This window comes from Methylobacterium litchii (genome assembly GCF_038442315.1).
In the GTDB taxonomy this organism is placed as follows: domain Bacteria; phylum Pseudomonadota; class Alphaproteobacteria; order Rhizobiales; family Beijerinckiaceae; genus Methylobacterium; species Methylobacterium litchii.
On the sequence record NZ_JBBXMY010000002.1, the window covers coordinates 39,702 to 63,088 of the forward strand.

The window sequence follows — 23,387 nt, forward strand, 5'->3', positions numbered from 1 at the left end:
TGGGCGGGGAATATCGAACATCAACAAACGACCGAGGATGCGATGGAGCAGGGCTCCGCTTACATTGATATGGCCAGCGACGTCGTCGTCGCGTACGTCGCACACAACCATGTCGCCATCGCCGACTTGCCGGCCCTGATCGACAAGGTTCACGCCGCCCTGGTGGCCCTGGGCGAGGGCCGCGCCTCCCCGGCGGAGGAGCCCGCGCCCGCGATCACCGCGGCGCAGATTCGCAAGTCGGTCCAGCACGACCGGCTCATCAGCTTCATCGACGGCCGGTCGTACAAGACCCTCAAGCGCCATCTCACGGCGAACGGCCTGACGCCGGAGACCTACCGCGAGCGATTTGGCCTGCCGGCCGATTACCCGATGGTGGCGGCGGCCTACAGCGAGCGGCGGTCGAGCCTCGCCAAGGCGAACGGCCTCGGTTCGCCGAGCACCACGCGCCTCGCCTCCTGACGCGAACGCGACCCCTGATCTCGGAGATCAGGGGTCTTTTCGCGCACCCCTCGCCACCTCGACCATCTCGTCGTCGGGCAGCGGACGCTGAAGCGTCATCGCCTCGGCGGTCGGCGCTTCGAGCCACGCTGCCCATTCCTCCGGCTTCGTCAGCAGGACCGGCATCGCCTTCGGGTGCACCGGCCCGACGACGCCGTTCGCCTCGGTGGTGAGGAAGGAGAAGAGCCGGTGCTCCTCCTCCACCCGGTCGGGGTTCTCGGCCTTCGTGCCGCGAACCCCCGTCCAGGGGCGCCAGATGCCGGCGAAGGCGAAGGGCGGGCGCTCCTCGTCGAGAGCGAACCAGACGGGCGTCTTGCGCGGCTTGGTGTCGGCGTATTCCGAGAAGGCCGTCACGGGCACGAGGCAGCGATAGGCCGGCTTCAGCCAGGGCCGCCAATGCGGCGAGGCCACGTTGCGCACGTTCGTGACGGGCCGTTCACCGAACGCCTTCGGGCCGGGAATGCCCCAGCGCATCATGGTGAGGGTGCGGCCCCCCTCCCCCGCCACGACAACCGGGGCCATCTGGTCGGGGAAGATCGCGGGCAGTTCCGGCATGTTGCCGGTCTCGTCGCGCTCCGCGCCGAAGTAGGCGCGCAGGGCCGCAGGACCATGCCGGCCGAGACTGTAAAGATTGCACATGGCTCACCGCTCGCTCGCGCCAGCCTTACGGCATCGCGCGCGCGGCGTTGACCGGAAAAGCGCGCCTAGTGGATCGAGACCAGCTGCGTCGCGTAGGCCACGACGGTCTGCGTCACCGGCAGGTCGTAGGCATAGACGCGGCCAGCCAGTATCGCGAGGGCGAGGCTCCAGAACACCGCCCCGCCGATCCGCCGCGCGGTCCGGTCGCCGGCATTGCTCGTGCAGGCGGACGCGACGCCCTCGGTGACGGGCTCACCGAACGGGTCGAAGGCGGTCTCGGCCTGAGAGAAAGTCGCCATGGCGGACGTGTTGCGCATGTTGGGAAATGTCGCGCTCGGACCCCTTTCGTGCAATGGAGGCGTATTCCGAACTTGCGGCGCTTGAGAGAGTGTCCTTCTCTCCAGCGGGCGCCCGACGAACATTTTCTTTTCCGGAGGCTGGGAAGGCAGATCGTGAGTTCGCAAGCATCCTCGCAGACGCCCGCGCAGGGCGAGGCCGTCCGGTCCCCTTCGATCCTGCCCGGCATCGGCGTATGCCTCGCCATCACCCTCATCGCCGTGTCGGGACAAGCGATGGAAGAAAGGATCTTCTCTCATCCCTACGTCGAGGCCCTGGTCCTCGCGATCCTCCTCGGCATCGCCGTCCGCACCCTCTGGACGCCCGGCGCGCGCTTCCGCACCGGCATCGCCTTCTCGGCCAAGCAATTGCTGGAAGTGGCCGTCACCCTGCTCGGCGCCTCGTTGAGCCTCGGGGCGATCCTCGCCTCCGGCCCGGCGTTGATCGCCGGCATCGTCGGCACCGTCGCCATCGGCATCACCGCGAGCTACGGCATCTGCCGGCTCCTCGGCCTGCCCGCGCGCATGGCGATCCTCGTGGCCTGCGGCAACGCCATCTGCGGCAACTCGGCCATCGCCGCCGTCGCTCCGGTGATCGGCGCCGAGCCGAAGGACATCGCCGCCTCCATCGCGTTCACCGCCGTGCTCGGCGTGCTGATGGTGCTCGGCCTGCCGCTCTTCGTGCCCCTCGCCGGGATGAGCGACAACCAATACGGCGTGCTCGCCGGCCTCACCGTTTACGCGGTGCCGCAGGTGCTGGCCGCCACCGTGCCGGTGAGCCTCCTCGCCACCCAGGTCGGCACCCTGGTGAAGCTCGTGCGCGTGCTGATGCTCGGCCCCGTCGTAGTCGCCTTTTCGCTCATCGCCCCGCGCCTGCCCGCCGAAGATGGCGGCGCGGTGCCGCGCAGGGGCGGCAGGCTCGGCTTCACCAAGCTGGTGCCGTGGTTCATCCTCGGCTTCCTCGTCCTCGCCTCCCTGCGCTCGCTCGGTCTCATCCCGGATGCGGCGGTGAAGCCGCTCACCCAGTTCGCGGGCTTCCTCACCGTGCTCTCCATGGCGGCCCTCGGGCTCGGTGTGGATGTCCGCGTCCTCGCCCGCGTCGGCGGCCGGGTGACGCTGGCGGTGACGGGCTCCCTCGTGGTCCTGGTTGCCATCAGCCTTGCGCTGATCCGCTTCCTCGGTATCGCCTGAGGCGCGAAGCCGCTCGGAGCGTTCGCGGCCTGCGTGTGAGGCTTCCGCGCCCTTGCGCGCGGCTTACGCCTTGGTCATAGGCCCCCTATGCGGCTTACGATGCCAGGATCCGTCTTTCCGTCGTCGTGGATGCCCTCCGCGCGGGACGAATCCGTTGTCTGATCCCCTCGCCTTCCTCGCCGGCGGCGGCGAGGCCACGCGGATGATCCGCGAGCGGGACTGGACCGGCCATCCCCTCGGCCCCCCGCAGACCTGGCCGCCGGAACTGCGCACGGCGCTGAGCCTCGTGCTGAACTCGCCCGAGAGCATGATCCTGGCCTGGGGGCCGGACCTCATCTTCTTCTTCAACGAGACGTACTTCCCGCTCCTCGGGCCGCGCCTGCCCTGGGCGATGGGCGAGCGGTTCGACAAGGTCTGGGCGGACGGCTGGGATCAGGCGAAGCCGATCATCGACGACGCGTTCGCCGGCCGCTCCACCCGCTTCAACGACCTACCCTGGACCCTCGACACGGATCGCGGCGACGCGATGACGTGGTGGAGCTTCTCCTACTCGCGCATCCTCGACGCGGACGGGCAGATCGCCGGCCTGTTCATCCTCACCAACGAGACCACGGAGCGCGTGAAGGCCGAGCGCCGCCAGCGCGACTTCGAGGATGCCCTGCGCGCCGAGCGCGACCGGGCGCACGACGTGCTCGACAACATGGGCGAGGCCTTCGCCCTCCTCAGCCGCGACATGACGATCGCAGACATCAATGCTGAGGGCCTGCGCATGGATGGGCGCGGCCCCGGCGAGATCGTCGGGCGGCCCTACCGCGAGGCCTATCCGGAGGCCGATCCCGTTCTCGAAACGGCCTACCGGAAGGCCCTGCGCGACGGGGAGCCCTTCACGATGGAGCACGCCGCCTCGGCCGGCGACGGGCGCATCACCTGGATCGACATCCGCGCCTATCCGGTCGGCGACGGGCTCGCCCTGTTCTACCGCGACATCACCGCCCGCGTGGCGCAACAAGAGCGGCTGCGGGCGAGCGAGGCCCTGGCGCGGGAGAATGCCGACCGGGTCCAGATCGCCCTCTCGGCGGGGGCGATCATCGGCACGTGGTTCTGGGACCTGACCGCCGACCGCTTCACCGTGGACGAGGGCTTCGCTCGCAGCTTCGGGCTGGACCCCGCCCTGGGGCGGACCGGCCTGAGCCTGTCGCAGGTGGTGGACACCGTTCACCCTGACGACAAGCCGGCCCTCGCGGAAGCCATTGAGGAGGCCATCGCGCGGGGCGGCAGCTACGCGCACCAGTATCGCGTCCGCCGCGCGGACGGGAACTACTATTGGCTGGAGGCCAACGGCCGGGTCGATTGCGCGCCGGACGGGAGGCCCCTCGCCTTCCCCGGCGTGCTGATCGACCTCGATGAGCGCCGCTCCCTCGTGCAGGAGCGCGACCGGGTTCGCGCGGCCCTGCGCGAGCAGGCCTTCGAGTTCGAGGTCCTGGCCGACAACATCCCGATCCTGTGCTGGATGAGCCGGGCGGACGGTCACGTCCATTGGTGCAGCCGCCGCTGGTACGACTACACCGGCGCGGAGTCTGGCTCCCTCCTCGGCTGGGGTTGGACCGTCGCGCACGACCCCACGATCCTGCCGGAGGTGCTGAGCCGCTGGAACCGCTCCCTCTCGACGGGGGAGCCGTTCGAGATGACCTTCCCCCTGCGGGGCCGGGACGGCACGTTCCGCCCCTTCCTCACGCGCATGGTGCCGATCCGCAACGCCGACGGCTCCATTGAGCGGTGGTTCGCCACGAACACCGACGTCGCCGAACTGCGCGCCGCCGAGCAGGCGTTGCGCGACCTCAACGCGACGCTGGAACAGCAGATCGCGGAGCGCACCGCCGAGCGCGACCAGATCTGGAGGGCCTCGACCGACCTGCTCTGCGTCGCGAATTTCGAGGGCTACATCGTCAGCCTCAACCCCGCCTGGGCGGCGACGCTGGGCTGGTCCGCCGATGAACTGACCGCCCGCCCCTTCCTCGACTTCGTCCACCCGGACGACAAGGAGACGACGCGCAACGCCGCACGGGGCCTCACGCGCGGCGCACCGCAACTCGCCTTCGAGAACCGCTACCGCCACCGCGACGGCAGCTACCGGTGGCTGTCGTGGAACGCCGTCTCCAAGGACGGGAAGATCTATTCCACGGTGCGCGACGTCACCGTGATGAAGGAGCAGGCCGAGGCGCTGGCCAACGCCGAGGACGCCCTGCGGCAGGCGCAGAAGATGGAGGCGGTCGGCCAGCTGACCGGGGGCGTCGCCCACGACTTCAACAACCTGCTGACGATCATCCGCTCGTCGGTCGATTTCCTCCGCCGGCCGAACCTGCCGGAGGAGCGGCGCGTCCGCTACATGGACGCGATGTCCGAGACGGTGGACCGGGCTGCCAAGCTCACCGGGCAGCTTCTCGCCTTCGCCCGGCGCCAGGCCCTGAAGCCCGAGGTGTTCGATGTCGGGGCGCGCCTCGACGAGGTCGCGGACATGCTCAATTCCGTGACGGGCGCCCGCATCCAGGTGCGCACCGAGCAGCCCGACACGCGCTGCCACGTCCGCGCTGATGCGAGCCAGTTCGAGACCGCCCTCGTCAACATGGCCGTCAACGCCCGCGACGCCATGCGCGGCGAAGGCGAGATGGTGATCCGCATCGCGCGCGGCCAATACCTGCCGCCGATTCGCGGCCATGCCGGGGCGCCCGGCCCCTTCGTCGCCGTCTCCGTGGTCGATGAGGGCTGCGGCATTCCGCAGGAGCACCTTTCCCGTATCTTCGAGCCGTTCTTCACCACGAAGGAGGTCGGCCGGGGCACGGGGCTGGGCCTGAGCCAGGTGATCGGCTTCGCTAAGCAATCGGGCGGCGACGTGGACGTAACGAGCGCCCTCGGCCAGGGCACCGTCTTCACCCTCTACCTGCCCGAAGCGGAGGCGACCCCGCACGCGAAACCGGAGGCGGTCGTCGATGCGCCGGAGCCGGAGGAGCGCAGCCTCTGCGTGCTGGTGGTGGAGGACAACCTTGAGGTCGGGCGCTTCTGCACCCAGATCCTGGAAGATCTCGGCCACTCGACCGTCTGGGCGCATAACGCCGAGGAGGCCCTGGAAGAGATCGAACGGGTGCCGTTCCGGTTCGAAGCGGTGTTCTCCGACGTAGTGATGCCGGGCATGGGCGGGATCGAGCTCGCGAAGCGTTTGCGGGCGAGCCACCCGGACCTGCCGGTGATCCTCACCTCCGGCTACAGCGACGTGCTGGCCCGCGAGGACGATCACGGGTTCGATCTGGTGCGCAAACCCTATTCCGCCGAGCAGGTGGCGGGGGCCTTCCGCAAGGTGGCACTGAGCGGGCGCCTGCGACGACGCGGGGCGGGATAGAACGGGGGCGGGAGGCGGAAGGATGGAACGGCCCGATCCGGACGAGCCCCGCCTGCCCGACAGCCTGACGCGGCACCTCAAGGGGCCGAAGGGCGCGATCTGGCCGACGCCGGAGGATCGCAACCGCCACCGCACGGGCGCGCACCGGCCGCGGATCCCGACCAGGGTGTTCAAGGGTGTCTGGCTCTGGGCCGCCGCCTACAACCTCATCGGCGCGGCGATCCTGGCCCTGCTGTGGGCCAGCATGGGCCGATAGCATAAAGGCCCGCCGGGCCAGTTGACCCGTCCGGCCTTTCCCCCTATCTGACGGCATCCCGACGGCAACGCCTCGGGACCTCTCCCGTTCGGACAAGGGAACGGGAGACTGAGCCGCCACAAAGGCTTATTGGGGGATAGTTTAACGGTAGAACGGTGGACTCTGACTCCTCTAGTCCTGGTTCGAATCCAGGTCCCCCAGCCACCTCTTTTCTGAAAACCTGACGTCGTTAAAGCCTCAACCGCAGTGATCCTGCGGCCGGGGCTTTCGTCGTGTCCGCAATCAGGCTGCCGGCAATTGGCTGGCGATGGCCGTGATGATGCGCGGGTCGGTCGGGTCGATCGTGTGCGGGAACGAGGCGAGCAGCGTGCCGTCGCGGGCGACGAGGTACTTGTGGAAGTTCCAGCCGGGCGACGAGCCGGGCTTCTCGGTCGCCGCCCAGCGGTAGAACGGATGGGCCGCCGGGCCCTTCACATGCACCTTCGCGACGACGGGGAAGGTGACGCCGTGGTTCTTGCGGGCAGCCTCCGCGATGGCAACGCCGTCGAGGGGTTCCTGATTGCCGAAATCCGGTGAGGGCACGGCGATGACCATCAGCCCGCGCGAGCCGAACCGGGTCCAGAGGCCCTGCAGGCCGACGAACTGGCCGGCATAGCCGCAGGCGGTGGCGGTGTTGACCACGAGGATCGGCTTGTCGGCGTAACTCGCCAGGGGGAGCACGCCGCCCTCCGGCTTCTCGAAGGAGAAGGCCCCGGCGCGCGTCTCGCCGGCCTGGGCGTGGCCGAGGCCGCCCGCCATCGCGGCGCCGACGAGCATGAGCGCCTGACGGCGCTGGACCGTTCCGAGGGGGGACGAAGGCATAGCAGGACTCCCGGTCGTGTGGGGCGCAATGCGAACCGGGACGGAATGTAGACGATCCGTCGCGTCTGGCCAGAACCCGCGACGGCGCGTCACCGCGCCTCGGCCGCCGCGAGGGAGCCGGCGACGAGGTTGCGCAGGATCGCCTCGGCCTCTTTAGTGATCGCTGGCCCTGCCGATGCCGGGCTTCCGGCCGCGAAGGGCGGCCGCGGCGCGTATTCCGCTACCAGTTGCGCCGTGCGGGCGTAATCATCGCCCCGAAGGCGGGCCGCCAGCGCCAGCGCGAAATCGAGACCGGCCGAGATACCCGCCGCCGTCACGCGGTTGCGGTCGAACACGACGCGTTCGGCCACCGGGGTGGCGCCGAGTAGCGGAAGCACCCGGTCGCGGACGGACCAATGGCTCGTCGCCCGGTAGCCCTGGAGCAGCCCCGCTGCGCCGAGGATCAGCGAGCCGGTGCAGACGCTCGTCACCCAGGCCGCGCGGGAGGCGCGGTCGCGCAGGAAGGCCAGTGTCTTGGCGTCACGCATCTGCGCGGGCGTGCCGTCGCCGCCGGGCACGAACAGCACGTCGAGGTCCCTCGCGCAGCCGTCGAAATCCGTATCGGCGACCAGGGCGAGCCCGGTGTCGCTGGCCACGGCCCCTTTCGTCCGCGCGACGAGGCTCAGGCTCCCCGGAGCGAGCCCCGCCAGCAACTCCTGCGGCCCAACGACATCGAGGGCCGTCATGCCGGGATAGAGCAGCATGGCGATGCGCACCGGCCTGGCCTGCGCCCTCACCGGCTGTGCTGCGAGGAGGCTGGCGGCAAGAGCCGCCGCGCCGATGTCGCGCCGGCTGGGGACTCGATCCATGGCATCCTCTACGCCGCCGCCCGGCTCTCCGTCGTCTGCCGGTCGAGAAGGAGGATGGTGGCGCGGAGCAGGGAATCCAGGGCGTCACAATCGCCCTGCGTGGCGGTGGAGGCGCCGTCGCGCGCCGTGCTTTCGATGGGCTTGAGCCGCCCGACGAGGACGTGCGCGCCGATATTGGCGCTCATGGATTTCAGGCTGTGCGCCGCCTTGGCGATGGCGGGTTGATCCGCCGCCGTGATGGCCTCCCGCAGGGCCGACAGGGCGACGGGTGCCTGTGCCCGGTAGAGGTCCACGACGCGGGCGAGGAAGGCGCCGTCACCGAGGCTCAACAGGCCCTCGATGACTTCCCCATCGAGGAGCGCGTCCGGGTCCGCCTGCGGGGCAGGCGCGTCGATGACGACGGCCGAACCGTCGCCCGTGTCATGGTGCTGGAGCAGCTGCGCGAGCTGCGCCAGGGTGAAGGGCTTGGGCAGGATCCCGTCCATGTCGGCATCCCGCGCCGCGTCGGCGGCATCGGCCAGCACATGGGCCGTGAGCGCGATGATTGGCGTGCGCCGGGCTCCCGTCTGCGCCTCGTGCTGGCGGATGGTCTTGGAGGCGGTGAAGCCGTCCATCACCGGCATGCTGCCGTCCATCAGGATGATGTCGAACGGGGTCGCCGCCGCCGCCTCGGTCGCCGCGAGCCCGTCCTCGACGGTCACGAAGGCCGTCACGCCGCAGCGGGACAGGGCCTCGACCGCGACCTCGCGGTTTACCGCGCTGTCGTCGGCGACGAGCACGCGGGCATGGGGGAAGCGCGGCAGGGCCGTGGCAGGCTGGTTCGCGGCGACAGGGACGGCCTCGACCGCCTCGATGGGCCAGCGCGCGAAGAAGGTCGAGCCCACCCCGACCTCGCTCTCGACGCCGACGCTGCCGCCCATCGCCTCCACGATGCGCTGCGCGATGGACAGGCCGAGCCCGGTGCCGCCGAAGTGCCGAGTGGTGGATTGATCGGCCTGGGAGAAGGCCGAGAAGATCGTGCCGAGCTTGTCCTGCGGAATGCCGATGCCCGTGTCCGTGACGGAGAGGACGAGGAAACCGTCGGCCGGGTCGATCGCCATGCGCAGGGACACTTCCCCCGCCGCCGTGAACTTGAGCGCATTCGACACGAAGTTGCTCGCCACCTGCCCGAGGCGCACGGGATCGCCGAGGAAGGCCGCCGGCACCTCCGGCGCGATCTGGGCCGTCAGGCCGAGCCCCGCCGCGCGGGCGCGCTCGGCGAAGAGCGTGACGACCGTGTCCGCCACCTCGGCCGGGCTCACCGGCACGCTTTCGAGATCGAGCTTGCCGGCTTCGACCTTCGCGAAATCGAGGATGTCGTTGATGATCGCCAGCAGGGACTTGCCCGAGCGGGCGATGACGTCGGCGTAGCGGCGCTGGCGCGGCGGCAGGTCGGAGCCCGCGAGCAGTTCCGCCATCACGAGGACGCCGTTCATCGGCGTGCGGATCTCGTGGCTCATCGTGGCGAGGAAGGTGGATTTCGCGGCGTTGGCGGACTCGGCCGCGAGCTTGGCCTCGCTGAGGTCGGCGGTGCGGGCTTCGACCTCCCTTTCGAGATGGGCGCTGTGGGCGGCGAGCCGGTCGTCGCGCTCGTTCACGGCCGAGAGCAGATCGTTGAAGGTCCGGGCCAGTCGGCCGACCTCGTCGTCGCCCGTCACGGGGGCGCGGCGGGTGTAATCGTGGCGCAGGCGAACCGCGTCCATGGTGCCGGCCAGCAGCGCCAGGGGCCGCATGACGCTGCGCTGCAATTGCAGGGACACGCCGATGCCGATGGCCACGGCGAGCAGCGCCGCCAGGGCGGCATTGAGGGCGGCTTCCGCCACCCGGTCGGTGAGGAACTTGGTCTTGCGGATGAGCACCACGCGGCCGATCTCGGCGCCGTTCTCCCTGATCGCCGCCTCGCCGCGCAAATTGTAAGTGCCGAAGATGCTCCACATCGAGGCCGGCTTGCCGTCGAGGGCGGCGTCGCTGTCGAGGCGTAGCGCAAGGCCCTGCTCGCCGAGGATCGTGCCGTCCGAGGCGATGACGGCCCCGTAGACGACCTGCTCGACCTTGCCGATGGCCCGGAGGGTGGCGTTCAGGGCATTCCGGTCTCCGGCGGCGGCGGCCTGCGCGCTGCCATGGGCGAAGACCTCCGCGATCGTATCGAGATGCGTCCGCTGCTCCTCGGTGTAGCGGTCGATCTCCCGCCAGACCGACAGGGTCGCGGCGAGGATCAGGGCCGCCGTCACCGCGCCCGTGACGACGAGGGCGATCCGGCCCGCCACGGAGCGGCCCGGCCTCAACCATGCGTGGTTCACGAAGCGCTCCCGTTCGTCGGCGTCAGGCGGCCTTGGCCCAGGTCTGCTCCACCTCGCCCCAGCCGGCGAGGAAGGCCTCGACGCAGAGCGGGTCGAAATGCAGCCCGGCCTGCTCGGTGATGAAGGCCCGCGCCCGCTCCATCGGCCACGCCTTCTTGTAGGGGCGCTCCGAGACCAGGGCGTCGAACACGTCCGCCACCGCCACGATGCGGCCGCTGAGGGGGATCGCCTCCCCCGTCAGACCTCGCGGGTAGCCGGTGCCGTCCCAGCGCTCGTGGTGGCTCTCGGCGATCTCGGCGGCGAGGCGCAGGATCTCGGATTGGCTGCCCTCGAGAATGCGGCGCCCGCGCTCGGCATGCTTCTGCATCTCGGCGCGCTCCTCGGCGGAGAGCGGGCCTTCCTTCAGCAAAATCGAGTCCGGCACGCCGATCTTGCCGACATCGTGCATGGTGGAGGCGAGCTTGAGCGTCCGAAGCTGCACCGGATCGAAGCCGAGGTTGCGGGCGATGATGCCGACATAGGACGACACGCGGGCGATGTGGTCGCCCGTGTCGGTGTCGCGGTGCTCGGCGGCGCGCATGAGCAGGGCGATGATCTCCCGCTCCCGGTCCTCGATCACCGCCACCGCCGCCGCCACCTCGCGGGCGAGCCACGCGGCGCGGTCCTGCTCCTCGCGGTGGGCGGCGCTGATTGTCATCAGGTTGGTGATCCGCGCCTGGATCTCCACCGGGTCGCAGGGCTTGCCCAGGAAATCGGTCGCCCCCGCGCGCAGGGCCTGATGGCGCAGGCTGCGCTGGTCCATGCTCGTGACCATGACGATGGGAACATGCGCGAAGCCGGGCACCTCCCGCGCGGCCGTGATCACGTCGAGCCCAGTCATCTCGGGCATGTCGTAATCGGTGACGACGACGCCGATCCGCTCGACATTCTCCCGCAGGAAGGCGAGCCCGGCCTTCGGGCAGGTGAAGGACACGGGCTCGCAGCCGGCCACGGGCTTCAGCGCCTGCACCATCAGCAGGTTGTTCATCTCGGAATCGTCGATGATGAGCACGATCGTCATTGCGAGAGCACCACCCGTCCGTTCAGGGGGCCGACGCCCTTCGGCACGGGCACGCTGGTGCCCTCGTAATTCGCGTTCAGATAGAGGTTCGGCCCCTCGTAGAGGTTGACCTGCCGCGCGACGACGACGGTGTAGGCGGATTGGTCCGCGACGGGTTTATCAGCATCGATCACGAGGCGGCCCGCAGGCAGGTAGATCGTCCCGAGCATGTTACGAGCGTTATTGCTGATGATCCGGTAGATCCGCATCGGACCTGTCTGACCCAGTGGCGCAGGTGTCAGGGGCACCGGCGCCCCCGTGAGGTCGTCGATGAGCCCGAGGGCCGGATCGAGAGGATTGGTCAGAGACGTTTGCTCTGACATCAGCATCCCCGCCATCACGCCGGTCGTCGGCGCCGATAGGCTGATGGTCGTCTTCTTGTCGAAGAGCAGGCCAGCCTTATCGCCCGCGAAATAGAGCCCAACATCGGCTCCTGTCAGCGTCGCGTTGTCCTTCACGATGAGGGGGCCGTCCTTGAAAACGTAGATGCCGGGCTTCAACGTCACGACGGCGTTCTTCTTGATCGTCAGGCCCGCGCAGTATGTGCCGGGTTCGAGGACCACGTCCTTGTCGATGCTCGGCATCTTGCCGAGCGGCAGGAGGTTGAACGGGAAGGGCAGTGTCGCACAGGAACCAATGGGTGGCGTCGGGCGGCCTTGCAGCGGGTCCTGGATCACAGGGCACTCCGTCTGCGGAGGCGGCGAGAAGTTCGCTCGGGCGCCGGAATAGCCACCGGCCGAGCAGATCGTGTCGGCCCGTGCCATGGCATTCGCGCCGCCGACCATGCCGTTGTTGCTCAGCGAGTCGGAGTACAGCGAGCAGCCGAGCGCGGTGACCTGTGCATTCTTCTGAAGGTTGAAGGCACCGGGTGCGCCCGGATCGAGGGTGAGCATGCACAGGCGCATCTTGCCCACGATCGTGACCTTGGCCTGGGCCGCCACGGTCTGGTTACTGAGGCCGAGGAAGCGGCCGAAAGTCAGGGAGACCCGGTCCTCGGCGCGGGCGAAGACGCTGGTCTTGTCGTCCGCGACGGTGACGGTGATCGCCAGCGGGTTGTTGGCCGGGGTCGGCGCGTTGGTGACGATGATCTGCTCCGTGACGCCCTTCACCGAGGCGGCGTTCGAGGAGGCGAGCTTCAGCGCGTTGCCGCCCGCGAGGGCCCCGGCATCCACGGCATTCTGCAACTGCGAGCGCCGGGCCACGAGCCGGGCATAGTCGATGCCGCCGCCGACGAGGCCGAACAGGACCGGCGACGCGAGGGTGAAGGTGAGTGCGACGCCGCCCCGGCGGTTCCGCACCAGGGCGCAAAGGCGCTCAGTGCCCCTGCCGATCGCGGACAGGCGACGGGGCCGCACTGCTCCATCGGCACCCGCCATCCCGCTGCTACCCTTACCCGCAAACCCGACAACCGTTCTCGCAGGAAAGTGTGGGAGACGCGTTAATCGCAGAAGTTAAAATACGACCACACACAGTGAATTTAGCGCATCGGCAAGTCGAGCTTTCTCGGACGGAAAGAAATGAAACGCAGGTTGGGAATCCCAGAGCACCTGCATGTCTTCGTCCGGGCGAGACTTCATTCTGGCTTGCGCGAATACAACTTCAGGGCGAAGTTAGGCGGGCCGCGATTTCGTTCCGACGCAGAAACGGGACTGAGAAAGGCGGATCGTAGCCCATGAAGAACGGCGGGCTTTGCAACTTCTGATTGGAAGCCGCCAGGACGTCCGTCAGCGTCCGCTCGTGAACGCTCCGCGCCTCTGGTGACAGGCTCCCGGTGAAGCGCAGGGCGGCGATCCGTTCCGGCGGCACCTGCACGAGGCGCACGCCTTTCTCGGTCGGCTCAGGCGCGCCGGCCTCGGCCACCGCGCGGGGCAGGAAGAAGCGCATGGTGCCCCCGGCGCCCTGCTCCACGGGCACCGTCATCGCGATCCGCTGGCCGCCGGCCTCGACCGGCGCGGTCATGGCGATCAGCCCGCCCGTGCGGTTCGCCCCCGTGATGTAGCGGAACAGCCGCCCGAACGCTTCGCCGTCGCCCTGGCCGCGCGAATCGGTCTCGACGGCCAAGCGCCCCTCGTAGGCGCGGATCTCGACGCCCCGGTCCAGGTGCTGGACCACGGAATAGCGCGGCTGCTCGTAGAGCGCCCGCACGCCGAACACGCCGAGCACGGATTCGACCAGCGTGACGAGGTAGTAGACGAACTTGTCCATGGGCGCGGCCCCGGCGGAGTGGAGCCGGGATATAGGGCGCCCCGCCCGTCAGCCCGAGTGGGGATTGGCGGCCGAGGGGATGCGCTCCGGCAGCGGCGCTTCCAGGGTGAAGACCACGCCGTCGCGCGCATAGTCGATGGAGGCCGAGCCGCCCACCTCGGCGGCGAGCGCCCGCTCGATCAGGCGCGAGCCGAAGCCGCTGCGGGCAGGGGCCACGACCGGCGGCCCGCCGGCCTCTTCCCAGCGCAGGCGCAATTGCGCCGGCCGCTCGCCCTCGACCTCCCACGCGAGGGTCACATTCCCCCGGTCGGTGGAGAGGGCGCCGTACTTGACGGCGTTCGTGGCGAGTTCGTGCAGGGCCATGGACAGAGCGAGCGTCAGGCGCGGCGTGAGCCACACCTCCGGCCCCGCGATGTGGAACCGCTGCTCCGCCCCGCCCCGGAACGCCTGCAACGCGGCTTCGACCACGTCGGCCAGGGGCGCCCCGACCCAGCTCACCCGGGTGAGCACGTTGTGAGCGAGCGAGAGCGATTGCAGCCGCGCGTCGAGCGTCTTCTGCGCGTCCTCCAGGGAGGCGGCGTTGCGCAGGGTCTGGTGCGCGATGGATTGCATCGTCGCCATCGAGTTCTTCACGCGATGGTTCAATTCGTCGGCCAGCAGCGCGCGATGTTCCTCCGCGCGCTTGCGGTCGGTCACGTCGATGCTGACGCCCGCCATGGTGAGCGGCTCGCCCTCCGCGGAATAAAAGGTCTGCCCGCGAATCTGGACCCAGCGCACCTCCCCGTTGGGCCAGCGCACCCGGTACTCGATGTCGTAATCCGCGCCGGTCTCGACGCAGGCCTGCACCGCCGCCTGCATCCGGGCGCGGTCCTCCGGCAGGACGGTTTCGAGCAGGTCCTCGTAGGTGAAGGGCCGGTCGAGGGGGCGGCCGAAATTCAGCTTGCACCCGTCAGAGGCCAGAAGGCGCTTGTCGGCGAGGTCGAGGGTCCACGAGCCGAGCCGACCCGCCTTCAAGATGAAGCGAAGGCGCTCCTCGCTGCGCATCAGGTCGCTGGTCCGGCGCTCCACCTCCACTTCGAGGGCGTCGCGGTCCCGCTGGACGCGGGCGAACTTGTCGCGCTCCAGGGTCACGTCGAACTGCGAGGCGAAGAAGTAGGTCAGCTCGCCAGCCTGCCCGAAGACCGGCGAGATGAGGAGGCGGTTCCAGAAGACCTCGCCGCTCTTCTTGTGGTTCAGGAGGTCGATCTCGATGGGCACGCGCTGCGCGATGGCGTTCCGAATCTTCGCGACATCCGCCTGATCCGTTTCCGGACCCTGCAGGAAGCGGCAATTCCGGCCGACGATCTCCGTCTCGCTGTAGCCGGTGAGCTTGGCGAAAGCGGCGTTGACGAAGACGATGGGGTTGTCGGGCTGGTGCGGGTCCGTGATGACCATCGGCATCCGGGTCGCCCGCACGGCCGACACGAATGGATCGGAACTCGCGGCAGTGCGGGAGAACTCCGCTTCGAAGCGGCGGCCATCGTTGTAATCCGTCAAGACTCCGCCGCCCTTCACGCGACCATCCGACGGGGCTCAAATTCCGCCGGATCGGCGTGGCTCTAACATGGATTGGGACGGTTGTGGGCAGTCTCGGGGGCGGTCCGTCGCACTGCCCACAGCGGTTCAGGTCAAGTCCGGGCCAATGGAACCTCGGTCAGGGTACAGCATGGGATTATTGTGCTGCGCCTGCTATAGTCTTGTTCTGCGTGGCATTTAGACTTGGATATGGCTCGGCCGAAGCGACGGCGCGGACCGTCGCGGCCGGTGAGATCCCGGTGACGATGCCGGCTGCGCGCAATTGTCCCTGGTCCGGGATCCAGAGATCGGCCGGGGCGACGCGCATCACTTCGGCCACGAACGTCTCCGGCAGGCCCGCCGCGCGGTAGGCCGCCCGCTCCGGCGCCGGGTCGACGGCGCGCCGGGCGCCGTCCTCCCCCTCCGCATAGGGCGCGTGGAATCCGAGCCGCCCCTCCGGTCCCAGGGTGCGCGAGCGCCCCTGGAGGAACACGAGGGTGCAGGCCGAGGCGCAGGCATCCGGGACATGGGTGGCGAGCCCCCGGTTCCGCACGATCCGCCCGACGGCGATGGCCTCCTCGACGAGCCCGCCGTCGCTGTCGAGGGTCAGACGCTCCACCTGCGGGTGGGCGGCGAGCATGGCGGCGACACGATCCGACAGGCCCTCGGTGAAGTCGCCCGTGAGACGCAGCTCCCGGTCGCCGGAGGCGAGGTCGAGGCGAGCCGGCACCTCGGTGTCGTCGGTGAGGGCGGGCGAGGCGACGACGGTTCGCCCGTCCGTGGGGCCGGCGATGGCGAGGGCCAGCGCGAGGCCGAAGGCGGCCACCCCTACCGGGCCAAGCCGGCTAGAAATGAGATTGGACATGGAGATGGGGCTCCCTCAGCGGGCTTACTGAAGGTAGGAGACGAACATCTCCGATACGGCGCGGGAGGCATAGGCTTCGGGGCTCTCGCCCCAGCGCACCGGAAACGCCTCGGCGACCCTGCGCCCGGCGAGAATCTGCTGCACCTCGTCGGGCATCAGCCCGTCCTCGAAGGCATTGGCCAGGGCGGCGCGCTCGTAGCGCAGGCTGGCGGGGTCTAATGCGGGCTGGACGAAGTCATGGGGCTGCATGGTGCTCGGCCTCGTGTCTTGGCTGTGTCGAAACGCGGTTCTCCTCTTGCGAATGCACGCAGCGACAACACGAGGTCTTGGTGATCATCATCGCAATGCCGGTCATCGTCCGCTCCCGTGTGTCGAGGTGTCGATCACCCCAAGACTATAGGAGCCGCCAGCGAGAATGTGCTGCCAAAGGTGGGCGGGGTTGAGGCGAAGTTCGTTCGCCGGACGCGTGAAACGGAGCAGAAGCCTTGGGCCGCGCGTTCAGGCGCGCGCGATACCGCTCAACGGATTGTCCGAATCCCAGTCGTAATGCAGCGTCTCGAAGCGCATCGAGCGAGCATCGACCATGAGCAGCCGGCCGACCAGGGGCTCGCCGAAGCCGGTGACCGCGCGGATCACTTCCATCGCCATGAGTGAACCCATGACACCCGCGAGGGCGCCGAGCACACCCGCCTCGGCGCAGGGCGGCACGGTGCCCGGCGGCGGTGGGCTCGGAAACAGGCAGCGATAGGTCGGGTTCGGGCGCCCGTCCGATCCCGTCTCGTGGGCGCGGATCGTGGTGAGCGTGCCGTCGAACCGGCCGAGGGCCGACGTCACGAGGGGCCGGCGGGCATGGAAGCAGGCATCCGACACGCCGTAGCGCGTGGCGAAGTTGTCCGATCCATCGGCCACCACATCGTAGAGGGCGATGAGGGCGGCGGCGTTCTCCGCGTCCAGCCGCTGGGCATGTCCCTCGACGGTCACATGCGGGTTGAGCCGGCGCACGGCATCGGCCGCGCTCTCGATCTTCGGGCGGCCGAGATCCGGCGTGCCGTGGATCACCTGCCGTTGCAGGTTCGATAGGGACACGGTGTCGTCGTCGGCAATGCCGATCGTGCCGATGCCCGCCGCCGCGAGATACTGGATGAGGGGCGCGCCGAGGCCGCCGGCCCCCACCACGAGAACGCGTGCCGCCTTCAGCTTCGCCTGTCCCGGCCCGCCGATTTCGGCAAGGACGAGATGGCGCGCGTACCGTTCGATCTCGTCGGTGTCGAAAGCCATGGGCCCGGATTGTTGTCGCGCCGCCCGTGGACGGCGCGTCGCTCGCGATCAGCGCGGCGCGAGGATCATGATCATCTGGCGGCCTTCGAGCATGGGCTCGCTCTCCACCTTGGCGATCTCCGCCGTCTCGGACTTCACCCGCTCGAGGAGCTTCAGGCCGAGGTCCTGGTGCGCCATCTCACGACCGCGGAAGCGCAGGGTGACCTTCACCTTGTCGCCTTCTTCGAAGAAGCGCTGCACCGACTTCATCTTGGTGTCGTAGTCGTGCTTGTCGATGCCGGGGCGGAGCTTGATCTCCTTCACCTCGACCGTCTTCTGACGCTTGCGCGCCTCGTTCTGCTTCTTCTGCTCGTTGAAGCGGAAGCGCCCGTAATCGAGCAGCTTGCAGACCGGGGGGACGGAGTTCGGCGCGATCTCCACGAGATCGAGGCCAGCCTCTTCCGCGAGCGCCAGCGCATCGAAGAAGGGCACGACACCACGGTTTTGCCCGGTATCGTCGATCAACTGCACGTCTCGCACCCCGCGAATGTCGCGGTTGGCGCGCGGCCCATCCTTCTGCGGGGCCGGCATGGCTCTCATCGGTCTACGAATGGCTGTGTTCTCCTGCTTCAACGACAAACGGCGGCCAAGCCGAATCCCTCCCGAGATCCCCTGACCGCCTGCCGTTCCGGTCTTTTCCGGAGTCGACACCTTGACGCAACAGCGCCACGAGTCAACCGGGTTGCGTGACCAATTGGCTCACCGATCCAGCGCGCGAAACGTCGTGAGGTTCCGCGCCCTGGCCTGATGTGTGCGGTCGCGCGCGTCGGCGCAAGGTGGGCTCAGCCGCTGCGGCCCAGCAGATCCGCGTAGACGGCGAGCGTGTCCCCCACCATCCGTTCCAGCGAGAAGTTCGCCTCCACATGCGCCCGGCAGCGCCGGGCCAGGGCGTCGCGGGCGCTGGCGCCGAGGGATAAAGCCTCCGTCAGCGCGGCGGCCAGCGCCGCCGAATCGCCAGCGGGCACGCGCCAGCCGGTGCGTTGCCCGGCCGGCACGTCCGGCGGCGCGAGGACCGTTTCCGGCACGGCGCCGAGATCCGAGACCACGACCGGTGTGCCCAGCGCCTGCGCCTCCACGGCCGAACGGCCGAAGGCCTCTGGCTCGATGGAGGGCACAGCGACGACGGAGGCGGCGCGGAAGGCGGCCGGCATATCGGTGCAATGGCCGACCCGGCGGACGATGCCGTCGAGCCCGCGCGCGGCGACGAGGGCGTCGATCTCCCGTTCGTAGCTGGTGCGCCCCTGTGGATCGCCGGCCAGCACGATGGCGAGGTCCGGCACGCCCTGCTGGCGCATCAGCGCGGCGGCCTCGATCAGGCAGCGATGGCCCTTCCAGGCCGTCAGCCGCGCGGCGAGCAGCACGACGCGGTGGTGCGGCTCGACGTTCCAGGCCCGGCGCAGGGCCTCGACGCGACCCGGCCCGACCGAATGGGGGTTGAAGGCGCTGAGGTCGGTGCCGCGATAGATCACCCGCAGGCGGTCGCCGGCCTCGGCGGGGTGCAATTGCTGGATGAGGCTCGCGGTGTAGCGCGAGTTGGCGATCACCACGTCGCCCCGGGCCATGACGGAATTGTAGAGCACCTTCACCCCGGTGCGGCCGGAATAGCTGCCGTGATAGGTCGTCACGAACGGCAGGCCGAGCCGCCGTGCCGCGCCGAGCGCCACCCAGGCGGGGGCCCGCGAGCGGGCGTGAATCAGGTGGACGCCCTCGCGCTTGCACAGGGCGGCGAGCTTCACCGTGTTGAGAGCCATCTTGAGCGGGTTCTTAGAGGCGGCCGGAAAGCGCAGCCAATGGCCGCCCTTGGCCTGCAACTCGCCGACGAGGCGCCCGCCCTCCGTCGCCACCAGCGCCCGGCCGCCCGCCGCCGCGAGGGCGGCCGCGACGTCTACGGTGGTGCGCTCGGCGCCGCCCGCATCGAGATCGGGGATGATCTGCAGGACGCAGGCTCCGGCGAGCTGCCCCTCGGTCGCCGGAAAGCTCGGGCCTCCCCTCGCCTCCTCGGCCATGCCCGGCTCCCCCGTGAGAAGCCGCCCGAAGGCGGCTGTTCGTTGCCACGTATCCACGTAAAGACCTGTCCCCATCGGCGCAGCATGGCGGTCGCGCTTTACGGTCCGGTAAACGGTGTCTGAAGCCCCGCCGTTCGTTTCTCATCAAATCGAGGAGAGTTCGCGGAATGCCTGAATCCAATTTCACGATGACAGTCGAGGGCCATGGTCCCGCGCGCGACATCGCCGTCCGGGTGCGCGACGGGGCCGGGCCGCCGGTCGTCTGGCTCGGGGGATTCCGCTCGGACATGAACGCCACGAAGGCGAGCGCCATCGACGCCTGGGCCGAGCAGGAAGGACGGCGCTTCGTCCGGTTCGACTATGCCGGGCATGGCGTCTCCGGCGGCACGTTCGAAGATTACGTGATGTCGTCTTGGCTCGCCGACGCGCGGGCGGTGATCGACGCCCATGCCGGTGAGGCGCCGGTTCTCGTCGGCTCGTCCATGGGGGGATGGGTCGCCTGCCTCGTCGCCCGCGAACGCGCGCGGCAGGGCCAGCGCACCGCGGGCCTCGTGCTCATCGCCCCGGCGCTCGACTTCACCGAGGAACTGATCTGGGCGGGCCTCGACGACGTGCAGAAACGGGCGATGCAGGCGAAGGGCCGGATCGCCGTGCCGAGCGAGTACGACCCGCGCCCGACGGTCTTCACCATGGCGCTGATCGAGGACGGCCGGGAGAATTTGATGCTGAACGGGCCGGTGGAGCTCGGCTGCCCGGTCCACATCCTGCAGGGAGGGCGCGACCCGGACGTGCCGTCGTCCCACGCCTTCCGCCTGCTGGAGCGGCTGCCGGCGGAGGACACCGTGCTGACCCTCATCGCCGACGGCGACCACCGCCTGTCCCGGCCGCAGGATATCGCGCGGCTGGTGGCGGCGGTGGCCGGAATCGCCTGAGGTCAGTGCAGGCTGACCGTGTGCAGGTCCTGCGCCATGGCATTGGCCAGGACGGCATCCCGCGTGTCGGCGAGCATGATCGGCGCGCCGCTCGCGGAGAGCAAGGCGAACAGGTCGAGCCCGGGGGTCAGATCGGGCGCCTGCGGGAAGAGGCGACGCACTTCCTCGGACCGGATCGGGCGGACATAGGCGATATGCCCCTCGCCGAGCACGGCGAGGTCCGCCGGCTGGAAGGCCGAGGCGTCGAGATCGGCGTCGGTCAGGGGTGCAACGTTCAGTTCGGACATGGAAGCCCTCCTTCGAGGCAGAGCGTCGGTCCCGGCCCCAGAAGGCGACCGGGGGTACGATCCCCATGTGGTGATCGCCCCCGCGAGATCAATCTCTGGCCCGGTCGTCCTAGTCCCGCGCCAGGATGTCGATCCGTCGCACGACACGCTCCGGTTCCGGCCGCACGAGGTCGATGGAGAGGAGGCCGTTCGATAGGTCGGCGCCCATGACCTCCATCCCGTCGGCCAGCAGGAAGGCCCGCTGGAACTGGCGCGCGGCGATGCCGCGATGGAGGAAGTGCCGCTCCCGGTCGTCCACCTGCCGACCGCGCACGAGGAGCTGGTTCTCCTCCAGCATCACGTCGAGCTGGTCGCGGGTGAAGCCCGCCACCGCTAGGGTGATGCGCAGGCGCTCCGGTTCCTGATCGGTGCGGGGCAGGCGCTCGATGTTGTAGGGGGGGTAGCCGTCGTTGGCGGCCTTCGACACCCGGTCGAGGGCCTGTTCGATTTCATCGAAGCCGAGCAGAAAGGGGTGCCCGAAGGGCGACGGTCGGGTCATCGCGGGACTGTTCCCTCAGTGCGAAGCCTCAGACCTGCGGGCGCCCTGCCCGGCAGGCCGATGAGCGCCTCGGCGCCACGGAGCCCGCGCCAGGCAGCGCTCCGCCCGGCGGAGCCGCCGGGACAGGCGAGATATGGCCGAGCGGTTCCGGGCCATCAAGGGAGCGACGGGGCGTCAGTTCGCGGTGAGGCCGCGCCACCGGAACGGCCCACAAAGGTCCGGCGCCGTTCAGGAATTCGGCGGTGCCGGACCCAGATTGCCAGATTTTCCCGCTAACAGTTTGGAACGGCTCTGATTTTTGCTCCGGCTCTTGAAGCCGGGGGCGGTTCCCGATACCTCGGCTTCCGCAACGCGCCGCCGTCCCGGCCCCCATCTTCTCAGGAGGTTCGATTGCCCTCGTCGATCCCGCCTGCCGCTCCTCCGATGCGGCGCGTCGCCGAAGCCTGCGGAGACGAGGCCGAGATCCTGGCCCTGTCCGTCGCCCGGTTCGTGGCGGCCGGCTACATGACCGGCGATATCGCCTGCTGGGACGCGGCGTTCAACGGCGCCGAAGAATTGCTCGGCTCGCACGAGGGCGGACAGTTCGTCGCCGGAATGGTCGGCATCGTCCGCGCCCTGCGGGTCGAACGTGAGGGCGACTGGGCCTTCATGCCCGCGAGTTGCTGCCGGCTGACCGGCCACGAATGCGCCCTCGTCGCGCTGATCGGCCGTGGCCGCCGGGGCGCTTGGGACGAAGTGGCGCAGGACGCCGCCGCCCTGGCCGGGCGCGCGGCGCCGCGCCTTGCGGCCGCCGTCCGTGCCGCTGCCGGCACCATCGATGCGGCGGCCGTCCGGCTGGCGCCTTCCTGCCCCCGGCCTAAGATCCTCCATTAAGGCGGCCGGATATGACGAAAGGGATGATCGACCGTGGTTGACCGGAGTATCTTCCAGGGCCGCGCCCGTCTGGCGCTCGCCTCCGGCCTCGTCGCCGCCGCCCTCGCGGTGCCCGCGATGGCGCAGGAGGCCGGGGGCGACAAGGGCGCGCCGGTCAAGCTTCAGCTGAACAAGACCGAGAATGCGGGCGATGCGTGCCGCATCACCATGGTGGTCGACAACAGCAAGGGTAGCGCCCTCAAGACCTTCAAGGTCGATCTGTTTGCGTTCGACACGGAGGGCGTCGCGCAGAAGCGCGTGGCCGTGGAACTCGCCCCGGTCGCCTCGCATAAGACGACAGTCAAGATCTTCGATTTTCCCGGCATCGCCTGCTCGAAGGTCGGGCGCATTCTTCTGAACGACGTACTTGCCTGCGATGGCGGCGAGGGAGCCCGCGAAGCCTGCCTCGAACGCACGGAAGTCGAGAGCAAAGGGACCATTCCGTTCGACCGCTGAGCGGGCGAACCGACACGACGACACGAACGCCCGGGCGGCCTCCGCCCGGGCGCCTCCGGCTTTGACGGTGCGCGCTGCGCGGGCCGCCGCGCCGGCCCGAGCCACAGACGTTTGAGGAGCCCGACATGGATCCGACCCAGGCCGCCCCGCTCGAAGCCCACGATTTCTCGTTCCTCGGCCTGTTCCTCCAGGCCGATCCGATCGTGAAGGGCGTGATGATCCTGCTGGTCATCGCCTCCATCGCCTGCTGGACCGTGGTGTTCGAGAAGATCGTGCGCCTCGCGGCGGCGCGGCGTCAGGCCAAGGCGTTCGAGGCCATGGTCCGCTCCGGCGGCAGCCTCGACACCGGCCTGAAGGGCATCGCCGGCCACGTCACCACTGCCGCCGTCGAGGCGTGGCGCGACCAGGATTCGAGCGAGACCCGCGCCGAGCGGCGGGAGCGCATCGAGCGGGCGATGCGCGGCGCGCTGGGCCTTGAGATGAAGCGTCTGCGCACCGGCCTGTCGCTCCTCGCGACCTCGGGCTCGACGGCGCCGTTCGTGGGCCTGTTCGGCACCGTCTGGGGCATCATGAACTCGTTCTCGTCCATCGCCCGCAGCCAGGACACGTCGCTGGCCGTCGTGGCGCCGGGCATCGCGGAGGCCTTGTTCGCCACCGCCATCGGCCTCGTCGTCGCGATCCCGGCGGTGATGGCCTACAACAAGCTCACCGCCGACGTGGGCGGCATCCAGAGCGCCTTCGCTTCCAGCATCTCGACCCTCGGCAACCGCCTCGCCCGCGACCGGGCGGGCCAGCACCGCGCCGCCGCCGAATAGGCCGAGCCGCGCGACGCAGGACGGGAGCGAAGGAGAGAAT

24 protein-coding genes and 1 tRNA gene are annotated in these 23,387 nt (G+C 69.4%); 9 read left to right on the top strand and 16 right to left on the bottom strand.

The features are described from left to right. Window positions 1–42: 42 nt before the first annotated feature. A complete protein-coding gene (locus tag AAHF99_RS05000; protein WP_342162933.1) occupies window positions 43–459 on the top strand; it encodes a Ros/MucR family transcriptional regulator in 417 nt (138 codons plus the stop codon). Between the two features lie 27 nt (window positions 460–486). Here the strand turns inward: AAHF99_RS05000 and AAHF99_RS05005 are convergent, their stop codons facing one another. Both AAHF99_RS05005 and AAHF99_RS05010 read right to left on the bottom strand, forming a co-directional pair. Further along, on the bottom strand, window positions 487–1,137 hold the full coding sequence (locus AAHF99_RS05005; protein ID WP_342162934.1) for an SOS response-associated peptidase: 651 nt from the start codon (window positions 1,135–1,137) through the stop codon (window positions 487–489). A gap of 65 nt (window positions 1,138–1,202) precedes the next feature. After that, complete coding sequence (locus AAHF99_RS05010) at window positions 1,203–1,454, bottom strand: hypothetical protein (protein ID WP_342162935.1); 252 nt, start codon at window positions 1,452–1,454, stop codon at window positions 1,203–1,205. A gap of 135 nt (window positions 1,455–1,589) precedes the next feature. On the opposite strand from AAHF99_RS05010, the gene AAHF99_RS05015 reads away from it, so the two are divergent. From AAHF99_RS05015 to AAHF99_RS05030, 4 genes are all read left to right on the top strand, one after another. Next, complete coding sequence (locus AAHF99_RS05015; RefSeq protein ID WP_342162936.1) at window positions 1,590–2,663, top strand: YeiH family protein; 1,074 nt, start codon at window positions 1,590–1,592, stop codon at window positions 2,661–2,663. A gap of 154 nt (window positions 2,664–2,817) precedes the next feature. Continuing rightward, window positions 2,818–6,057 (top strand): hybrid sensor histidine kinase/response regulator, encoded by a 3,240-nt coding sequence (locus tag AAHF99_RS05020; RefSeq protein ID WP_342162937.1) that lies wholly within the window; start codon window positions 2,818–2,820, stop codon window positions 6,055–6,057. 22 nt (window positions 6,058–6,079) lie between these two features. Further along, window positions 6,080–6,313, top strand: coding sequence for a hypothetical protein (locus AAHF99_RS05025; protein WP_243951807.1), 234 nt, complete (start codon window positions 6,080–6,082; stop codon window positions 6,311–6,313). 130 nt (window positions 6,314–6,443) lie between these two features. After that, window positions 6,444–6,517 (top strand) — tRNA-Gln (locus AAHF99_RS05030). A gap of 78 nt (window positions 6,518–6,595) precedes the next feature. Here the strand turns inward: AAHF99_RS05030 and AAHF99_RS05035 are convergent. The 12 genes from AAHF99_RS05035 to AAHF99_RS05090 form a co-directional block, all read right to left on the bottom strand. After that, window positions 6,596–7,174 carry a glutathione peroxidase gene (locus AAHF99_RS05035; protein WP_412759837.1) on the bottom strand — a complete coding sequence of 193 codons (579 nt, stop codon included), beginning with the start codon at window positions 7,172–7,174 and terminating at the stop codon, window positions 6,596–6,598. Window positions 7,175–7,263: 89 nt separating this feature from the next. Further along, window positions 7,264–8,022, bottom strand: coding sequence for a DJ-1/PfpI family protein (locus AAHF99_RS05040; protein WP_412759838.1), 759 nt, complete (start codon window positions 8,020–8,022; stop codon window positions 7,264–7,266). Window positions 8,023–8,030: 8 nt separating this feature from the next. Further along, a complete protein-coding gene (locus AAHF99_RS05045; protein WP_342162938.1) occupies window positions 8,031–10,361 on the bottom strand; it encodes an ATP-binding protein in 2,331 nt (776 codons plus the stop codon). Window positions 10,362–10,383: 22 nt separating this feature from the next. Next, window positions 10,384–11,421 (bottom strand): HD domain-containing phosphohydrolase, encoded by a 1,038-nt coding sequence (locus AAHF99_RS05050; RefSeq protein WP_342162939.1) that lies wholly within the window; start codon window positions 11,419–11,421, stop codon window positions 10,384–10,386. Beyond that, the gene (locus AAHF99_RS05055) at window positions 11,418–12,758 is read right to left on the bottom strand and encodes a TadE/TadG family type IV pilus assembly protein (RefSeq protein WP_342162940.1); all 1,341 of its coding nucleotides are present in this window, start codon (window positions 12,756–12,758) and stop codon (window positions 11,418–11,420) included. The genes AAHF99_RS05050 and AAHF99_RS05055 overlap by 4 nt, the downstream gene beginning before the upstream one ends. Window positions 12,759–13,059: 301 nt before the next feature. After that, entirely contained in the window at window positions 13,060–13,665 is a 606-nt protein-coding gene (locus AAHF99_RS05060) for an SOUL family heme-binding protein (RefSeq protein ID WP_342162942.1), read from the bottom strand. A 48-nt stretch (window positions 13,666–13,713) separates the two neighbouring features. Then, on the bottom strand, window positions 13,714–15,201 hold the full coding sequence (locus tag AAHF99_RS05065) for an HWE histidine kinase domain-containing protein (RefSeq protein ID WP_342162943.1): 1,488 nt from the start codon (window positions 15,199–15,201) through the stop codon (window positions 13,714–13,716). Window positions 15,202–15,376: 175 nt separating this feature from the next. Next, the gene (locus AAHF99_RS05070; protein ID WP_342162944.1) at window positions 15,377–16,084 is read right to left on the bottom strand and encodes a COG3904 family protein; all 708 of its coding nucleotides are present in this window, start codon (window positions 16,082–16,084) and stop codon (window positions 15,377–15,379) included. 24 nt (window positions 16,085–16,108) lie between these two features. Further along, window positions 16,109–16,333, bottom strand: coding sequence for a hypothetical protein (locus AAHF99_RS05075; protein WP_342162945.1), 225 nt, complete (start codon window positions 16,331–16,333; stop codon window positions 16,109–16,111). A 249-nt stretch (window positions 16,334–16,582) separates the two neighbouring features. Next, window positions 16,583–17,362 carry a HesA/MoeB/ThiF family protein gene (locus tag AAHF99_RS05080; protein WP_342162946.1) on the bottom strand — a complete coding sequence of 260 codons (780 nt, stop codon included), beginning with the start codon at window positions 17,360–17,362 and terminating at the stop codon, window positions 16,583–16,585. 48 nt (window positions 17,363–17,410) lie between these two features. Then, a complete protein-coding gene (infC, locus tag AAHF99_RS05085; RefSeq protein WP_243951815.1) occupies window positions 17,411–17,932 on the bottom strand; it encodes a translation initiation factor IF-3 in 522 nt (173 codons plus the stop codon). A gap of 251 nt (window positions 17,933–18,183) precedes the next feature. After that, window positions 18,184–19,407, bottom strand: coding sequence for a glycosyltransferase family 4 protein (locus AAHF99_RS05090; RefSeq protein ID WP_342163443.1), 1,224 nt, complete (start codon window positions 19,405–19,407; stop codon window positions 18,184–18,186). A gap of 167 nt (window positions 19,408–19,574) precedes the next feature. Here AAHF99_RS05090 and AAHF99_RS05095 point away from each other — a divergent pair, with 167 nt between their 5' ends. After that, window positions 19,575–20,339 (top strand): alpha/beta fold hydrolase, encoded by a 765-nt coding sequence (locus AAHF99_RS05095; RefSeq protein WP_342162947.1) that lies wholly within the window; start codon window positions 19,575–19,577, stop codon window positions 20,337–20,339. Window positions 20,340–20,341: 2 nt separating this feature from the next. Here AAHF99_RS05095 and AAHF99_RS05100 read toward each other — a convergent pair whose 3' ends face one another. Both AAHF99_RS05100 and AAHF99_RS05105 read right to left on the bottom strand, forming a co-directional pair. Next, window positions 20,342–20,626, bottom strand: coding sequence for a BQ00720 family protein (locus AAHF99_RS05100; RefSeq protein ID WP_243951817.1), 285 nt, complete (start codon window positions 20,624–20,626; stop codon window positions 20,342–20,344). 109 nt (window positions 20,627–20,735) lie between these two features. Beyond that, window positions 20,736–21,164 carry an Hsp20 family protein gene (locus AAHF99_RS05105; protein WP_243951818.1) on the bottom strand — a complete coding sequence of 143 codons (429 nt, stop codon included), beginning with the start codon at window positions 21,162–21,164 and terminating at the stop codon, window positions 20,736–20,738. 423 nt (window positions 21,165–21,587) lie between these two features. Between AAHF99_RS05105 and AAHF99_RS05110 the strand changes: the two genes are divergently transcribed. The 3 genes from AAHF99_RS05110 to AAHF99_RS05120 all read left to right on the top strand — a co-directional run bounded on the left by AAHF99_RS05110 (window position 21,588) and on the right by AAHF99_RS05120 (window position 23,347). Next, a complete protein-coding gene (locus AAHF99_RS05110) occupies window positions 21,588–22,037 on the top strand; it encodes a hypothetical protein (protein ID WP_342162949.1) in 450 nt (149 codons plus the stop codon). Window positions 22,038–22,154: 117 nt separating this feature from the next. Next, window positions 22,155–22,532 carry a Tat pathway signal protein gene (locus tag AAHF99_RS05115; RefSeq protein WP_342163444.1) on the top strand — a complete coding sequence of 126 codons (378 nt, stop codon included), beginning with the start codon at window positions 22,155–22,157 and terminating at the stop codon, window positions 22,530–22,532. A gap of 125 nt (window positions 22,533–22,657) precedes the next feature. After that, the gene (locus tag AAHF99_RS05120; protein WP_243951821.1) at window positions 22,658–23,347 is read left to right on the top strand and encodes a MotA/TolQ/ExbB proton channel family protein; all 690 of its coding nucleotides are present in this window, start codon (window positions 22,658–22,660) and stop codon (window positions 23,345–23,347) included. The last annotated feature ends 40 nt before the right edge of the window (window positions 23,348–23,387 follow it).

What these genes read in the sequence shown, in the direction of transcription:
- AAHF99_RS05070 (WP_342162944.1), bottom strand. Translation starts at nt 16,084, where the DNA reads ATGTCCAATCTCATTTCTAGCCGGCTTGGCCCGGTAGGGGTGGCCGCC.
- AAHF99_RS05040 (WP_412759838.1), bottom strand. Translation starts at nt 8,022, where the DNA reads ATGGATCGAGTCCCCAGCCGGCGCGACATCGGCGCGGCGGCTCTTGCC.
- AAHF99_RS05080 (WP_342162946.1), bottom strand. Translation starts at nt 17,362, where the DNA reads ATGGCTTTCGACACCGACGAGATCGAACGGTACGCGCGCCATCTCGTC.
- AAHF99_RS05075 (WP_342162945.1), bottom strand. Translation starts at nt 16,333, where the DNA reads ATGCAGCCCCATGACTTCGTCCAGCCCGCATTAGACCCCGCCAGCCTG.
- AAHF99_RS05060 (WP_342162942.1), bottom strand. Translation starts at nt 13,665, where the DNA reads ATGGACAAGTTCGTCTACTACCTCGTCACGCTGGTCGAATCCGTGCTC.
- AAHF99_RS05115 (WP_342163444.1), top strand. Translation starts at nt 22,155, where the DNA reads ATGGCGCAGGAGGCCGGGGGCGACAAGGGCGCGCCGGTCAAGCTTCAG.
- AAHF99_RS05000 (WP_342162933.1), top strand. Translation starts at nt 43, where the DNA reads ATGGAGCAGGGCTCCGCTTACATTGATATGGCCAGCGACGTCGTCGTC.
- AAHF99_RS05100 (WP_243951817.1), bottom strand. Translation starts at nt 20,626, where the DNA reads ATGTCCGAACTGAACGTTGCACCCCTGACCGACGCCGATCTCGACGCC.
- AAHF99_RS05120 (WP_243951821.1), top strand. Translation starts at nt 22,658, where the DNA reads ATGGATCCGACCCAGGCCGCCCCGCTCGAAGCCCACGATTTCTCGTTC.
- AAHF99_RS05105 (WP_243951818.1), bottom strand. Translation starts at nt 21,164, where the DNA reads ATGACCCGACCGTCGCCCTTCGGGCACCCCTTTCTGCTCGGCTTCGAT.
- AAHF99_RS05005 (WP_342162934.1), bottom strand. Translation starts at nt 1,137, where the DNA reads ATGTGCAATCTTTACAGTCTCGGCCGGCATGGTCCTGCGGCCCTGCGC.
- AAHF99_RS05035 (WP_412759837.1), bottom strand. Translation starts at nt 7,174, where the DNA reads ATGCCTTCGTCCCCCCTCGGAACGGTCCAGCGCCGTCAGGCGCTCATG.
- AAHF99_RS05050 (WP_342162939.1), bottom strand. Translation starts at nt 11,421, where the DNA reads ATGACGATCGTGCTCATCATCGACGATTCCGAGATGAACAACCTGCTG.
- AAHF99_RS05010 (WP_342162935.1), bottom strand. Translation starts at nt 1,454, where the DNA reads ATGCGCAACACGTCCGCCATGGCGACTTTCTCTCAGGCCGAGACCGCC.
- AAHF99_RS05095 (WP_342162947.1), top strand. Translation starts at nt 19,575, where the DNA reads ATGCCTGAATCCAATTTCACGATGACAGTCGAGGGCCATGGTCCCGCG.
- AAHF99_RS05090 (WP_342163443.1), bottom strand. Translation starts at nt 19,407, where the DNA reads ATGGCCGAGGAGGCGAGGGGAGGCCCGAGCTTTCCGGCGACCGAGGGG.
- infC (WP_243951815.1), bottom strand. Translation starts at nt 17,932, where the DNA reads ATGCCGGCCCCGCAGAAGGATGGGCCGCGCGCCAACCGCGACATTCGC.
- AAHF99_RS05025 (WP_243951807.1), top strand. Translation starts at nt 6,080, where the DNA reads ATGGAACGGCCCGATCCGGACGAGCCCCGCCTGCCCGACAGCCTGACG.
- AAHF99_RS05110 (WP_342162949.1), top strand. Translation starts at nt 21,588, where the DNA reads ATGCGGCGCGTCGCCGAAGCCTGCGGAGACGAGGCCGAGATCCTGGCC.